Origin of the sequence: Salipiger marinus, from assembly GCF_035481585.1 — a bacterium.
In the GTDB taxonomy this organism is placed as follows: Bacteria; Pseudomonadota; Alphaproteobacteria; order Rhodobacterales; family Rhodobacteraceae; genus Salipiger; species Salipiger marinus.
This window is the reverse complement of sequence record NZ_JAYKSL010000025.1, coordinates 21,550-35,949: the sequence shown is the minus strand read 5'-3', so window position 1 is coordinate 35,949 and position 14,400 is coordinate 21,550. Positions and strand designations below refer to the sequence as shown.

The following is a 14,400-nucleotide window of genomic DNA, read 5'->3' as shown; positions in this document are numbered from 1 at the left end:
TTTTACCCAAGTGTTTTGTCAGGGTGCGCCTGCACACCCTATATAGCACGGGCGCGCGATGGTCTGCGAGAGCTCGCTGATCGCGCTCAGCGTATGGAAACCAAGGGTTCTCTGCTGAGCAGCGCCACAGTGCACGCCCTTGCATTCGTTTACAAACGGTCGTTTATTAGCCGTATCCCAAACTGCAAAAGGCAGGATTTGATGCCGTTGATAGGCTATGCGCGAGTATCGACCGAGGATCAGACCCCCCTGCCCCAGTCGCAGGCGCTGAAATCAGCGGGCTGTGTCGAAATCCATGAGGAACAGGCTTCTGGCGGTGATCGTGCGCGGCCTGTGCTGGCGCGGGTGCTGGAACGGATCGGCAAGGGCGATACGCTGGTGGTGGTGCGCATCGACCGGCTGGCGCGGTCGCTGTCGCATTTGCTGGAGGTGATCGAACGGCTGGAAGCAAAGGGCGCCTTCTTCCGCTCGATTCAGGACCCGATCGACACCGGATCCCCGCAGGGCAAGTTCACGCTGCAGGTTCTGGGTGCAGCAGCCGAGTTCGAGCGCGCCCTGATCCGTGAACGGACCAAAGCTGGGCTTGCCAGCGCACGAACAAAGGGGCGGGTCGGCGGAAACCCTGGCCTGCGCGCCCGGGATCCGGCTGCGCTACGCAAGGTCCGACTGGCGCGACAGGACGGATATATGGAACGCCTGAATGAAACTGCGCAGGACTGGGTGCCCCATGTGCGTCGGCTGCGCCCCGATCTGGCTTGGGAAGATGTGGTGCGCATCATCAACGGCCCCCTACCCGAGGCCCGGCGCTGGACGCAAAGCCGTCTGCTGCGCGCTGTGAACGCCTACGTCCGCGATGGGTTCCTCCCCGCGACCGTGCTTGATCGCGCGGGCCCGCGTGCGCGAGATGATCGCCTGCCCGCCATCGTCGCGGGTATCAAGGGCGCCGATCCCGACATTACGCTTCAGGCCATCTGCGCCCGCTTGGAGAACATGCGTGAGCGCACACCCCGCGGCCGGACAAGCTGGCAGCCATCATCAGTGAAGATGTTGCTGGAGCGGGCGAAGCGGCTTGGGATACTATGAGTGAGTTTTGACGCTAAGCCTGTTCGTCACATCAGGCGACATCTCCAATTGAGTGGCAACTTTACCTGCTAAGCAGTTTATCCTTGCAAATCTTCCATCGTGTGGAGTAATTGCAAGGTATGTATAAGCGCCAAACTCATCACTTTGTGCAATCCGCGCTCGAGAGCCAAGCTGCAGTTGTCCTCCTCGGCCCCCGGCAGGTTGGGAAAACCACGCTCGCTCTAGACATCGCTTCGGAGCAACCATCGGTATACCTTGATCTAGAACGAGATGCGGACAGGCAGATCCTGACCGAACCGGATCTATATCTGGATGAACAGGCGGGAAAACTCGTCATCCTCGATGAGGTGCAGCAGATGCCTGGCCTGTTCAAGAGCCTGCGTGGTCAGATCGACCAGCGCAGGCGGGCCGGTTTTCGAGCGGGCCAGTTTCTGCTCTTGGGATCAGCCTCCAACGTCCTACTCCAACAGTCGGCAGAATCCCTTGCTGGACGTGTCAGGTATATCGAAATGCCCCCTCTACAGCTTACCGAGGTGGGGGCTGATCAGTTGAATGCGCTCTGGCTGCGTGGTGGCTTTCCTGACAGCTTCATGGCTTCAAGCGATCAAGCCAGCATGGATTGGCGTCTGGATTTTCTGCGTACATATCTGGAACGTGACATCCCTGCCCTCGGACCGCGTATTCCAGCCGCAACCTTGCGGCGCTTCTGGACAATGCTTGCGCATGTGCAAGGTGGTCTATTGAACGCTGCAGCCCTCGCCGAGGGGCTGGGCGTCTCCGGCCAAACGATTGGACGCTACCTCGATCTGCTCGTTGATCTCATGCTGGTGCGGCGACTGCAGCCCTGGCATGAGAATGTCGGCAAGCGTTTGGTGAAATCGCCAAAGGTTTATGTCCGCGACAGCGGGGTCGTGCATGCCCTGTTAAGCATTGGGACAATCGAGGGCTTGCTCGGGCACCCCGTCGTTGGCGGCAGTTGGGAGGGGTTCTGTATCGAGGCCCTTCTTGCCGCTGCACCAACCGGCACCGAACCCTTCTTCTATCGCACTTCTGCCGGAGCTGAACTTGACTTGGTCCTTCGCCTGCCTGGGGGCGACATCTGGGCCGTTGAGATCAAGCGCACGACTGCGCCAAAGGTCTCGCGCGGGTTCTATGTGGGCGCGGAAGACATCAAGGCCAGCCGGAAGCTGTTGATCTACGCCGGAGAGCATGACGTCCCCGTGGCCGAAGGCGTTCGTGCAATGCCTCTTGAGCAAGGGATCGGGCTGTTGAGAGCACTATAGCGCAACGCTTGTTGCGCGCGTGCACGAGAGTAAGGGGTCTACTTGTTTTGTTCAGTTTTAAGTACGCCGCGCATTTCCCTGTGGCATTTTTTCCGGTCCCCGCAGGTCTCCCGGTGCGTACCGGTTGCATGGAATGCACATCGCAGCGGCCGCCCCGTCTACAACGGCTGTGGCCCATCTTCCTCCCCTACCCTTCTATGCGGCGCTTCGCATCCAGCGTGGTCAGGCCTTGGTCAACCGCGCAGCTACCCTTCGGGCTGCATCAGTTTCACAAGCGCCGACAATGAAACCGCCAAAAGCTTCGGCTCAATCTCCATCTTAACCTCCGACCTGGAAATTACCATCGAACCCGTCGCGAGGTCGAACAGGACGGCCTTCGCGCAACGCGTCGCCGGACGCTCCCCGTGAGGCAAGCTGACCGAGTGCGGCGGCATCTAGAAGATTCAGAAAGGGGAGACCGGCGCTGGCTACTTCACGGTGAGCATCTGTGATCACGGCTTCAACGCAAACATGGGCAAAGCCACCAACTAGGACGGTCATCTCCTGGGGTCCGAAAGACGCGGCGTGAAACATGCATGGTTGATCGGCTTCGCTCTCGTCAGCCGACTTAAACTCCAATCTTGAACGCGTTCAAGATTGGAGTTTCTGGAGCCACTGAGCCTCAAAATATGCGCCTGAAACCTATAGGCGCGTGGTATCTTTATCTTTTACTCAGAACCGTGCTACCATTGAAGCAGAATCGAGTCGAACTCGGACCCAACCGAAGTCAGGGCTTATAAATGAGCGGTAGTTTAGAACAGTTTTTGACGGATCTGTCACGTGGGCTTGAGCGCACGATGGTGGCAGTGAACAAGGAACTCACCTTGCGTCAGCGCATCAAGCGAACCTGGTCCATGCGCCAGTGCGCTAGGTTTCTCAATGTGAGTATTCAGTATCTGACCAAGTTCGCCAATTCGAGCGATGACTTTCCCGCAGGAGAATATGTTGGAAGAGAGCGTGTTTTCACGCTTTCAGAATTGATGCACATGCGGGCCCTTCTGGCAGCCTCGGCAAAGCGGCCGTACGACTACCTGGCCTGGCGGAAGCCTGACGCACCTTTGCCCGTCATCTCGTTTGCAAGCCAGAAAGGCGGGACCGCCAAAAGTCTGAGCGCCGCGCATTTTGCCCAGTATCTCAGCTTGCACTACGGCATGCGTGTCGGTGTTATGGATGCTGACCCACAAAGTACAATAACGCTCTACTTCGTCGGGGGAGAGGGCCTTCCCCAAATGCCCGACGAAAACACCGCCTCCATGGTGGACTTTGCTGGACTCTTTCAGTCGGAAGACGCGCCATATACCGACCACGATGCGCAAACGCTCGATAGCTTCCTTCTCAAGACCTCCTGGCCAGGCCTGCGTCTGCTTCCAGCTCACGGCGAAACATCCGAGGGCGAGATCCAGATTGCGCGGCTTGTCCGCGAAGCCCCCGCCGGAAAGAGCTTTTACCGCTACCTACGCGATGCCATCGACCGCTGGAAAGCGGGCCACCCACCGAAAACGCTACCCAACGAATTGGTAGTCGACGGCAAGGTCGACCAGGAGCGGCTCGACACCGCACTAGCGGAGACGCTGGATGTCATCATCATCGACTATCAACCCGCGCTCACACTGTTCCAGTTGAATAACGTGATTGCGTCTACTTCGCTGGTCATACCGCAAACCATGAAGGGGTTCGACATTGCGACGTTGTCGACCTTTGTGACTGGCCTGCTTGGGATGCTTCAGCACATCCTGGCCCATGAAAGGATCGAGATCGGAACCGGTGCGAACATGCTGTTGCCAACGATCGTTCAACGGTCCAATGCGCAGGATCTTAACCACATCGGAAACCTGCTAGAACATTGCCCCACGGAGATTCTGCCCGTGTTTTATTTGCGTTCCGACGCGATCTCGAACGCTTCGGACGTCTATCAGTCCGTATACGAATACGAGCCAGACACGCCGGGAAAGCGCAAGGGGATCAACCGGTTCATCACGAATGCCGACGCCGTGAACGACGCCATAATATCGCGACTCTGGCCAGGACTCGAACGTGGCTACGCCAATACTTGGATGGACGAATTCTATGAAGATGACGGCGAGGGTGAAGCATGAAACGCAGTATTCCAAGGTCGCTGGTCAGCAAGGCTACCAATCTCGATACAAACAAGGAACGTGCGAGCGGCTCCGAAGGCAGGACAGAATCGAGTGATGCTGTTTCGACTCCTTTCAAGGGGGCCGGCAGTGCCTGGAAATCAGGAGCGCTTGCGCAGTCGCAAGCTGCAGTAGAGCGAAGCAGAGCCGAGCTTTGTTTGGATATCCTCAACGGTCGCCATGAGATAAGCCTGTCGCCAGATCAAATCTCCGATCCAATGGGAACCGACCGCCGACAAGACTGGATGTCCCAGGAAGCCTTCAGGTCTTTGGTAAACAGCATCGCTTCGAACGGGCAGGACACGCCCATTCTAGTGTGGCCGGAGGATCCGGATTGGCAGCCGGATCCGTTGGACCCGTCGAATATCGCGGGGGTTCCATTCGTGATGCTGACAGGACGCCGCCGACTGGCTGCCGCGTCAGAGCTCGGTGTACCCCTTCGTGCAATACTTGCTCCGCCTGACGCGCGAAACGCTGAGAACAGCAAGTTTGAAATGTTGTTTCTGCGGTTTCGCGAGAATGAGGAGCGCGAGAATCTCAGCCCTTTTGAGCGATTGGTTTCGATTGGTGAAATGTATGAGACGCTGGCTTCTGGCGAAGAGAAACTGACAGCTGTGGCCTTCGCCAAGAAAATTGGTGTGCATGAGAGCCTAGTCTCGCGAGCACGGTCCGTTTTCGCTGCGCAGGATCAAATCTTGAACACGTTCAAGAACGTCTACGACATGAGCTTTCGCGATTTACAGGGTGCCTTAGCGAGCTTGGAGAGAACGAACAAAGCCAAGCCAAAACCAAAGACAAAGCCCCAAAAACTCACCGTAAAGCGCAAGGTGGGCAACCGAAATCTTTCGGTCACTTCCGTCGATGGAAACCTATCAATCAAGGTTGCAGGAGTGCCGATTGACCAAGAGCGTCTCGAAAAGCTTGGAGACTTAGTCGCAAGCTATTTGAACGTCGAAGACGCGGAGAAGGATACCGACTGAAGACAGCGTTGGTGAGATGTTCTTCGGAACGATGAGGCAAGGAGCAAAAAAGGAACGACAAGTGAATTAACGGCAAAAGAAAAGCCCCCAAGCGGTGTGGCCTGAGAGCTGATCTTAATGGTTTGGTCACCTTCAAGATAAGTCTCACAGGATTCACTGTCAACGACGAACGCTTCTGAGCGAACGGCTTTCTTTTGCCTCCACACNGTGGCCTGAGAGCTGATCTTAATGGTTTGGTCACCTTCAAGATAAGTCTCACAGGATTCACTGTCAACGACGAACGCTTCTGAGCGAACGGCTTTCTTTTGCCTCCACACAACCGGAGGTGAGATACAGGCATGAAACATACAGGTTGGCGCAAGCCGACACCGGGTCTTGGGGTTGCTGAGCAGCTTGCCCAAGCCGGTGAACGGGTAGCAGTACCCAAGACGCGGGCATTTGTCGCGCTCAAGCGCGTTGGAGCGCATATCGGTCTGAAGGCCGGCGACATGATGCTCCTCGATACACTGGGGGCCTTCACGCAGGCCCAGGACTGGGAGGAGGGGCAGCGCCCGATCGTCTGGGCCTCTAACGCCTATCTGATGGAACAGACCGGCTTCTCTCTGTCGGCACTGAAGCGTCATGCGCGGCGTCTGGCAGAGAACGGTGTGATCTCTTTCCAGGATAGCCCGAATGGCAAACGGTGGGGCCGCAGAGACGCTGAGGGGCGTATCGTCGAGGCCTACGGCTTCGATCTGTCGCCGCTTTCGGCTCGAGTCGAGGAGTTTGAAGAGCTGCAGGCCGAGTTGCAGGCCGAGCGCGAGCTCTGCCAGCGCTTGAAGCGTCAGATCACGGTTGCGCGCCGGATGATCCGCGCGCGGATCGAGGCGGCGGTAAGCGGCGCGTTGCGCGGGCCCTGGACGCAATTCACGGGTCTCTTCGAGGAGCTTCTGGACCGACTTCCGCGCCGCCATCAAGCCTCTGAACAACTGGAGCGACTACTGGCGTGGTTCAAGGAACTTCAGGAACGAGTCGAGGCGGCCTATCTCAAGGCGACTGGTGCGATAAACCCTGTGGAAAACACCGACAAAAATGACGCCCAAGTTATGAAGAAGACTCAAGAAATGAACCCCAGGGAAGTCATTTCTGAACCTCATATACTAATTACAAATCAACTTATTCCTGTAATAAGTAATTCCTCTGAAAAAGAGGAAGCGGCGGATGTCGTGCCCAATGCACGACCCGAGGAGCGGGTTGATGGGGAACTGGAAGACTGGGTTGCAGAGGTGCGCAAGAAGCGAACCGCGCTTGACCTGCCAACAATCATGCAGGCCTGTCCAGAGTTCGCGTCCTGGGCGCGTAATATGGGCGGATTCCTGAAGGATTGGGGCGATCTGCATCGGGTTGCCGGGCAACTCAGGCCGATGATCGGGATTTCGGAGCATGCTTGGAACGTGGCTCAGGACCGAATGGGCACTCAGGTGGCCACGGCTGCGTTTGCACTTGTGTTCGAGAAGCACAGCGCGGGCGAGGTTGCCTCACCAGGCGGATATCTGCGCGGCATGGTCGAGAAAGCCGGGGCAGGGGAGCTGCATCTTGAGCGTAGCTTTTATGGCAGGCTCAGCGGGCAAGCGGCGTAAGAGGGTAAGATTAAAAGATGTTACGCATCCGCAGATGTAGGCAGGGCTGTAGAAAAATATCTTGCCGATCTGATGAATCTGCTAACTATCTGCCAAATAACGATAATTTAGCAACTTGTGCAAGATTTTGCCAATTCCCGTTGCCGATTTTGCGTCCCCAAATGCCTCTGCTGTTCCAAATCAATGGCTTCGACAAAAACGCAGGCATGGCGCGGTGTGGTGAGGATCCGCTGAAATTGGCCAGGACAGGGTCAATGCCCGAAAAAAGTGAAAGTGTCCTTCGGGTTTTGTGACTGACGGATGAGGGCCTTTGGGGTCCCTCAGATGGGTCCGGGCCGGATTCCGGTCTGCCGTTCCTGATGAGGGGCATTCCGATGCAAACAGGTGTCTTGCGCGTGTTGCGCGCGACCGCTGCCTCGTGGTGGCGACACAAGAAACCACGCCGAACCGGCCAGACGGGGCTGGCACAGCGGCGCGAGCGTGGGATCGTCCTGCGTGATCTCGGCTATCTGGAGCAGGCGGCGTTATTGCCGAACGCGCATGTGATCTGCGGAGAGGGCGGCACGTTCATCCATCTTGGTTGGACCACCGTTTCGACCTTTGCGCCGATCGAGCGCTTTCCTTGGCCACTCTTGCAGTCTCGCGCGGCACGCCGTTCATCGATATCCGACCCGTCACCGATGTTATCGCCTTCGCGAACCTGCCGCGGGTGACACGGGACGGATCGATCGACCCTGAACCCTGGGGCCCTGGAAGTTCCGTCTCACTGACCACCTACATCGACATGGTCGAAGGGCTCGGCGCGAGGATCGTCAACGATCCGCGGCCCCGTCAGTCAACCTGATCACCACTTACTCTCACCAAAACTCGAAAGGAGGCCAGCCATGGCCCGATCCCGCACGCCCAAATTCGATGCCTCCGAGGTCATCACAAACGAAATCATCCGTATCATTGAGCGCGGCGTCCTGCCCTGGCGAAAGCCCTGGACCGCAAGCGGCAGCTCTCGTCCCCTGCGCGTGGGCGGGGAACCCTACCAGGGGGTCAACAACTTCCTGCTGACGATGCGCACCGTGATGGCGGGCCATAGCTCGCCCTTCTGGATGACGCTGCCTCAGGCCAATGCCTTGGACGCAAAGGTCCGCAAGGGCGAGAAATCCTCTGTTGTCGTCTATTACGGCCAAAGCCGGAAAGACACGGGCGGCGAGGACGACCGCAGCGATGGCGATGATCGCTCCGAGGAAGCCCACATCTTTCGCTTTCAGAAATCCTACCGCGTGTTCAATGCCTGTCAGATCGAGGGCTTGCCCGAAAGCTTCTTCCCCGATCCTGAGTCAGCGCCCGAACACCCGCCGTCCGAGCCCATCCCACACATGCAGGCGTTTTTCGATGCCATCGACATCACGACCGTCTTCACAGGAACGGAAGCGTACTACCTGCCGCCCGTGGACAAGGTCTACATGCCGTCAATCACGCGGTTCCAGGACCCGCGCAATTTCTACGGGGTCTGGGCCCATGAGCTGGCCCATGCCACGAAAGCCCCGCATCGGCTGAACCGTGATTTCGGGTTCTCGAAGTTTGGCAACACGTCCTATGCGCGCGAGGAGATCGTCGCGGAATTGACCTCGGTGTTCCTGGGTCAGACGCTCGGCTTCACGGCGCATACGCTCGAGATGAATGCCGCCTACCTGCACAACTGGTTGCGCGTTCTTCGGTCGGACAAGGGTGCGATCTTCCGGCACGCCGCGGACGCGCAGCGGGCCTGCGACTACCTGATCGCCAGATCAGAGACGGGCAGGGCAGGGCGCAGTGCCGAGGCCGCCTGACCACACGGAGAACGGAGACTCGCATGTCACGCAAGGAACCCAAGACGCTGCGGATGGCCTGCTTCGAAGACGGCCGCTAGCCGGATCATCACCTTCGAGCGCGGTGCCTATTGGTGGAGCCAGTCCGAGGGCGCTTATCCGCTCTCGGCAGCGCTCGAGAGCATCAAGGAACAGGGCGGCTGGATCGAAACCATCCCCAACCCGAATTACAGAGCCAGAGGGCTGTTCGGGTAAGGCGCCTTTTGCTTCGGTCCTTCCGCCAAGCAGAAAAGTGAAAGCGGGCTTTGGGAAGTGTGTTTCAACTTCTCAAAGGAGATCCCCATGTCCATGAATGTTCAACCCCAGCCAGACCGTCCGGATCCGACCGTGATCGCGGTGCAGAACGACGCGTTTCGCAAGCTCGCGTGCCTTGGGGTGCCGCCCGCGCAGCCCATCCAGGGCCGGATGCATGTCACCCGCTCGCTCATGGAGGCCGGTGACGGCTTCATGGCCGAGGCGGTGAAGGCGACAGGTGAGTTTGCCGCATTCGAGCCCGAGAATGATCCCGAGGGATGGCACGATTTCGGGGCAGTCGAGATCCGTGGCGAAACCGTGTTCTGGAAAATCGATCTCTATGAAGCAGACTCGGATTTCCGCTACGGGGCTGAGACTCCGGACAATCCCGCCACCACCATGCGCGTGCTGACCATCATGCTGGCGCGCGACTGGTAGAAGGGCAGGGGACTCCTCCCCCTGACATCTGAGACGATGAAGGCCCGCTGCCCCTCAAAAAGGCAAAGCGGGCCTTTTGTCGTGGTGATCCCTGAAGCCGGGGATTGGTTACGCGCGCGCGCGGGCCACACCTCACCCACCTGGAAGGATATCCCATGACCACAAGCTTTGCCCCTCTCACCGTCGCCATCGGCGATCTGGTCCCGCATCCCGCGAATGTGCGCAGCAACTCGCCGGAAACTTATGACTCCGAGAACATCGCGCATCTGAAGGCCAGCATCGCTGTGCTGGGCCTGCTCCAGCCGCTCCTCGTCCAGAAGCTTGACGGCAAATATGCAGTGCTGGCCGGTGGCCGGCGCCATGCAGCCCTGAAGGAGCTGATCGCCGACAAGGCCAGCAAGGGGTTCACGGCGAAAACCAAGATCGACTGCCGCCTTTTGCCGGAGGATTGCGACGTGACGACGGCGCTGTCGCTCGCCGAGAACATCACCCAGGCGCCGATGAACGCGATCGACGAGTTCGAGGCCTTCGCCCGGATGATGGAGGTCGATGGCCAATCTCCCGAAACGATCGCAAAGACCTTCGGCACCACGGTGGCGGCCGTGAAAGGCCGGTTGCGCTATGGCCTGATCCACCCCGATATCCGCGCCGCGGCCCGGGCCAAGGTGATCACGCTCGACACGATGAAAGCTTTCGCCGAGCACCCGAGCCAGGAGGTACAGCGCGAGGTTTACGAGGCTCTCACCAAGGAAGACAGCTACCTGCAAGCCTACACGGTGCGTCAGGCTCTCAAATCCCGCGGCGTGCAGGTCAGCGACGACATCGGGGCTTTCGTGCGCGCGGACTACGAGGCCCGCGGCGGCGCTGTCGCGGCCGATCTGCTGGAGGAACATTCGGTGCTCGAGAATGCGGCGCTGGTCGAGACCATCCTGCTCGAGAAGCTCGGTGCCGCTGCCGAAGAGGCCCGTATGAGGTTGGGCTTTGCCTGGGCCGATGCGATGGTGCGCTATGATTACGCGACCATGGCCGACTACGGCCGTGTCTATCCCGGCCCAATCGAGCCCGATGAGGCCGCCCAGACGCGCGTGGATGAGATCACCGCCGAGCTTGAGCAACTACAGCTCGAGATGGAGGATGAGGGGCTCGAAGACGATGCCTACAATGCGCTTTACGACCGCGTGGACACTCTGGAAGAGGAAGCCCGCGATCTGCAGGAGGCCTACAGCGCTGAGGACCTCGCGCGGTCCGGGGTGATCGCGTCGTGGCAGGGTGGGCAGATCACGCTCCATGTTGGCCTCGTCCGCCCGGAAGACACCGTCAAAGAGGAGGGCGCGCGCGGCTCCTCGGCCAACCCGACCGGGGAGGAGGCCCCGGACGCCGGCGAAATCACCTATCCAGCCTCACTTGCTGAGGACCTCAAGACCGAGCGGGCCATGGCGCTTGGGGCCGCGATGGCGCTGCATCCTGAGGCCACGCTCGATTTGACGCTCTTCAAGCTGGTGAGCGACGTTCTGGCCAGCGGCATTGCCGTGACTCAGGCGATCAAGGTCGATGCCCGCAAGGAATACCGCAGCCACGCTAAGATGGACGAGATCGACGAGACCTCGCTCGAGCAAGTGGCGGCGGCGCATGATGCGCTTGATCTGTCCTGGCTCGATGACAGCCGCGCGCCCGCCGATCAGTTTGCGGCGTTTCGCGCGTTGAAGGCCGGCGAGAAGGCCAAGCTCGTCGCCTATGCCACCGCCAGCACCACGCAGTCCTGCTTCGCGCGGGACCGATCGCGCGACAGCCTGATGCATGCGTTCGAGATCGAGATCATGCCCGATATCCGCGCCCACTGGACGCCGAACGCGGCGCTCTTCAATCGCTTTAAAAAGGCGTGGCTCCTGAAGATCCTCGGTGAGGATCTGGGTCTCGCCCAGGAGGCGGTGACGCTGGCCTCGTCGAGCAAGAAGGAGATTGTCGCCTTCTGCGACAAGCTCTTCGCCGAGCCTTTCGCCACGCTCACGGACGCGCAGCGCGCTGCCGTGGCCGCCTGGTGCCCGTCAATGATGCAGACCGCCGGTGTCGCCTGTGATGAGGCGGAGCCCACTGCGGACACCACGGAGCCTGACAGCGAGGTCGCGCAAGCGGCCTGACGCATCAAGTGACCCGCGCGGAGCATCCCGAGCGCGCGGGTCGACCCTTCCAAACCGAACAGAAAGACATCCCCATGGCTATTCTCAAGTTCTCTGCCTCCGCAGTTGCGGCGCAGATCGCGCATGCGCGCGCCTGCAAAACCTTCCTGCCCAACTGGAACGGGCCCGTGGACAGGCCCGCCCTGATCCTCATCGTCGGCAATGGTGTGCATCTGCGCTCGAACGGCATCGATGGCACGACCACCCGCATCGTCTCCACCGAACAGGCCGATCCCTCCTTCGCCTTCGCCGACGGCATGAACCCGTTTCGGGACACCGACTGGATGGCGCAGCGCCGCATGGCGTTTCGCGATCTGATCGGCCAGTTCTATACCGACATCCTGGATGACGTGCAGGTGCTCATCGACCGGGGGCAGGGGACGATCCGGCTCGCCACCGATGGCCACAGCATCCGCGTCTTCGTGCGCCGGGCCTCGGATTATCTCATAGGCGGGACCTACGACGTGCCCTCGGGCCTCGGCGGCACCTTCCGGGTCATCCTCAAGGATGCCTGCGACACCTTCGCGATCGTGCAGAACTGCGGCAATTGCGAGGATTTCGACGCCATGCAGCCCTACCGCGTGCCGCTCGATGCGCTGATGGAAATCGATGACCGGAGGGCGGCGTAACGCGCCCTTTCTCAAACAAGCATCGCCAATACCCTGCCGGGCCTGCGGCCCTCTCGGGACATTGGCGACAACAATTTCCCCAATGAGAGAAAGGACTCTGAGATGGGATGGCTCTTCTACACCGACGGCCGCGTCCAGACCTACGCGGATGAGAAAGCGGAAATCGCCCGGCTCTGCACCTCTCATGGCGACACGCGCAAGACGGAACTGGTCAAGGCCTGCAAGGTCGGCTCAACCTGGTATGCGGCGGCAAAGGTCACCAATCTCGACGGCACCCCTGTCGAAGACACGACCTATGTCACCGATGCGGATGGCTCCATCACTTTCGGGGCTGTCTTCCTCACCCGATACGATGACGGGTGCTGGGGCTACAAGGACATGGAGGAAAGTGCGGGACCGGTCGAATCCCGCGCGCCACTGAGCCTATTGGCCCTGCTGTCCGAGCTGAAAGACCCAGACAGCTATGCTCATGCCTGGCGCCAGCGCTGCCGGGATTGGGCTGCGATCCCGGACTACGAGGAAGGCGACAAGATCAGGCTCGCAACGCCCGTGACGCTCACCGATGGCAGTACATGCCAGATCGTCACCGCGACGCACTACAGGCGGGGCCGGCAGAAACGCCGCTGCTACCGCATCGAGGAAACCGGCGGCCTCGTGCGCCTGTCGAAAGCGACGCTCGCGGGCTCGGAGCTGCTCAGCTCCGCGAAAGGCGCGGCCAGTCCCGTGCTGGCGGAGTTCCTGGCGAGGCGAAATTAGGTGCTGCGCCGGACGGTTCATCGGCCTGCCCGGCGACAGCAGATCCTGCGGCTTGTCTTGACAAGGCAATGCAAATGCATTACCTATCGCAGGCAGAAAAGACCCCCCGTTCTTTCAGGAGACTGCCATGACAGCGCTCGCACAAGATGTCTCGAAACTCACGGATCGGTATCAGACGACCGTGCCGGCGGGTGTGCGCAAGCAGCTCAAGCTAGGCAAGGGCGACCAGATTCGCTACTGTACCGAGCCGAGTGGCAGGGTCTATATCGAGCCCGTGCGCAGCGACGAGGAAGATCCCGTGGTCGGAGCCTTTCTCGATTTTGTCGAGGCCGATATCAAGGCGCATCCGGACCGCATTCGGGCGTTCGATGGGGCTTTGCATGACCGTCTTGCAGCACTGGTCGGAGACGTTGACGTCGATCTCGATGCGCCGCTATCGCTCGAGGATGAATGAGCGGCGATAGCGTGCCCGCCCAAGCGCCCCTTGTCGTAAACGGATGGTCGATTTATGCGCATCCGCTCTTTCTGGACCAGCTCGAAGGGCTGACCCTGGAGGTCGAGGCGCGTAAGGCACGCGATCCCAAGACCTGGCGCAAGAAAAATTCCACGAAACGGCTGGCCGCCATCTTCAAGCTGGTGACCGAGGCCATACCGGCAGATCCGGGTGCCGCAGCCTTCCGGCAAGGCGGCACACTCGGCGACCACCGCAAGCACTGGTTCCGGGCGAAATTCTTCCAGCAGTATCGGTTGTTCTACCGCTTCAACAGCGATGCGAAGGTCATCGTGGTGGCATGGGTGAATGACGACAAGACCCTGCGCGCCTACGGCAGCAAGACGGATGCCTATGCGACGTTCAAAGGGATGCTGGAAGATGGCAATCCACCTGACAATTTCGACGCGCTCTTGAAAGAAGCAGTGGCGGCGGACAAGCGGTTCGAGACGTCCCTTGAAGCGGCGCCTGATCGGTAAGTGGGGTCGAATTCCGGAGGGGGCAGAATCCCCCGCTAAGGCTGCCAGTAAGGGGCTCGTTCTGCGATATTATCTCCCGTCACCCTTGAGCCGAGTGAAAGAGGCGACATTGGTGTGTCATATGGCTGGTACGATGAAATTCTCAGAAGTCCCTCCCTATCCGTACACCTGCCGTTCGCTGCATCGTGTACGAACT

The 14,400-nt window shown here is 59.7% G+C and carries 12 protein-coding genes and 2 pseudogenes; all 14 read left to right on the top strand.

Annotation, left to right across the window (positions count from 1 at the left end):
- Positions 1-201: 201 nt before the first annotated feature.
- The 14 genes and pseudogenes from VK682_RS23145 (at position 202) to VK682_RS23080 (ending at position 14,204) form a co-directional block, all read left to right on the top strand.
- Positions 202-1,083, top strand: a complete 882-nt coding sequence (locus VK682_RS23145) for a recombinase family protein (protein WP_012187060.1) — start codon at positions 202-204, stop codon at positions 1,081-1,083.
- 119 nt (positions 1,084-1,202) lie between these two features.
- Positions 1,203-2,366 (top strand): ATP-binding protein, encoded by a 1,164-nt coding sequence (locus VK682_RS23140; protein ID WP_012187061.1) that lies wholly within the window; start codon positions 1,203-1,205, stop codon positions 2,364-2,366.
- 779 nt (positions 2,367-3,145) lie between these two features.
- Positions 3,146-4,501, top strand: a complete 1,356-nt coding sequence (locus VK682_RS23135) for a ParA family protein (RefSeq protein ID WP_012187063.1) — start codon at positions 3,146-3,148, stop codon at positions 4,499-4,501.
- Positions 4,498-5,520, top strand: coding sequence for a ParB N-terminal domain-containing protein (locus VK682_RS23130; protein ID WP_092765122.1), 1,023 nt, complete (start codon positions 4,498-4,500; stop codon positions 5,518-5,520). The genes VK682_RS23135 and VK682_RS23130 overlap by 4 nt, the downstream gene beginning before the upstream one ends.
- Positions 5,521-5,858: 338 nt before the next feature.
- Positions 5,859-7,139, top strand: a complete 1,281-nt coding sequence (gene repC / locus VK682_RS23125) for a plasmid replication protein RepC (RefSeq protein WP_230798154.1) — start codon at positions 5,859-5,861, stop codon at positions 7,137-7,139.
- 359 nt (positions 7,140-7,498) lie between these two features.
- A pseudogene (locus tag VK682_RS23120) lies at positions 7,499-7,983 on the top strand (hypothetical protein).
- Between the two features lie 40 nt (positions 7,984-8,023).
- Positions 8,024-8,962, top strand: coding sequence for an ArdC family protein (locus tag VK682_RS23115; protein WP_230798155.1), 939 nt, complete (start codon positions 8,024-8,026; stop codon positions 8,960-8,962).
- Between the two features lie 23 nt (positions 8,963-8,985).
- Positions 8,986-9,196, top strand: a pseudogene (locus tag VK682_RS23110) (DUF6330 family protein).
- An 87-nt stretch (positions 9,197-9,283) separates the two neighbouring features.
- Positions 9,284-9,673 (top strand): DUF3768 domain-containing protein, encoded by a 390-nt coding sequence (locus VK682_RS23105; protein ID WP_230798156.1) that lies wholly within the window; start codon positions 9,284-9,286, stop codon positions 9,671-9,673.
- Between the two features lie 155 nt (positions 9,674-9,828).
- Positions 9,829-11,811 carry a ParB/RepB/Spo0J family partition protein gene (locus tag VK682_RS23100; RefSeq protein WP_324782609.1) on the top strand — a complete coding sequence of 661 codons (1,983 nt, stop codon included), beginning with the start codon at positions 9,829-9,831 and terminating at the stop codon, positions 11,809-11,811.
- Between the two features lie 74 nt (positions 11,812-11,885).
- Positions 11,886-12,479: a regulator gene (locus tag VK682_RS23095; RefSeq protein WP_324782608.1), complete on the top strand. Its 594-nt coding sequence runs from the start codon at positions 11,886-11,888 to the stop codon at positions 12,477-12,479.
- Between the two features lie 102 nt (positions 12,480-12,581).
- Complete coding sequence (locus tag VK682_RS23090; protein ID WP_324782607.1) at positions 12,582-13,235, top strand: DUF6927 domain-containing protein; 654 nt, start codon at positions 12,582-12,584, stop codon at positions 13,233-13,235.
- Between the two features lie 127 nt (positions 13,236-13,362).
- A complete protein-coding gene (locus tag VK682_RS23085; protein ID WP_044352810.1) occupies positions 13,363-13,689 on the top strand; it encodes a type II toxin-antitoxin system PrlF family antitoxin in 327 nt (108 codons plus the stop codon).
- Entirely contained in the window at positions 13,686-14,204 is a 519-nt protein-coding gene (locus VK682_RS23080; RefSeq protein ID WP_045685393.1) for a type II toxin-antitoxin system YhaV family toxin, read from the top strand. The genes VK682_RS23085 and VK682_RS23080 overlap by 4 nt, the downstream gene beginning before the upstream one ends.
- Positions 14,205-14,400 lie beyond the last annotated feature (196 nt).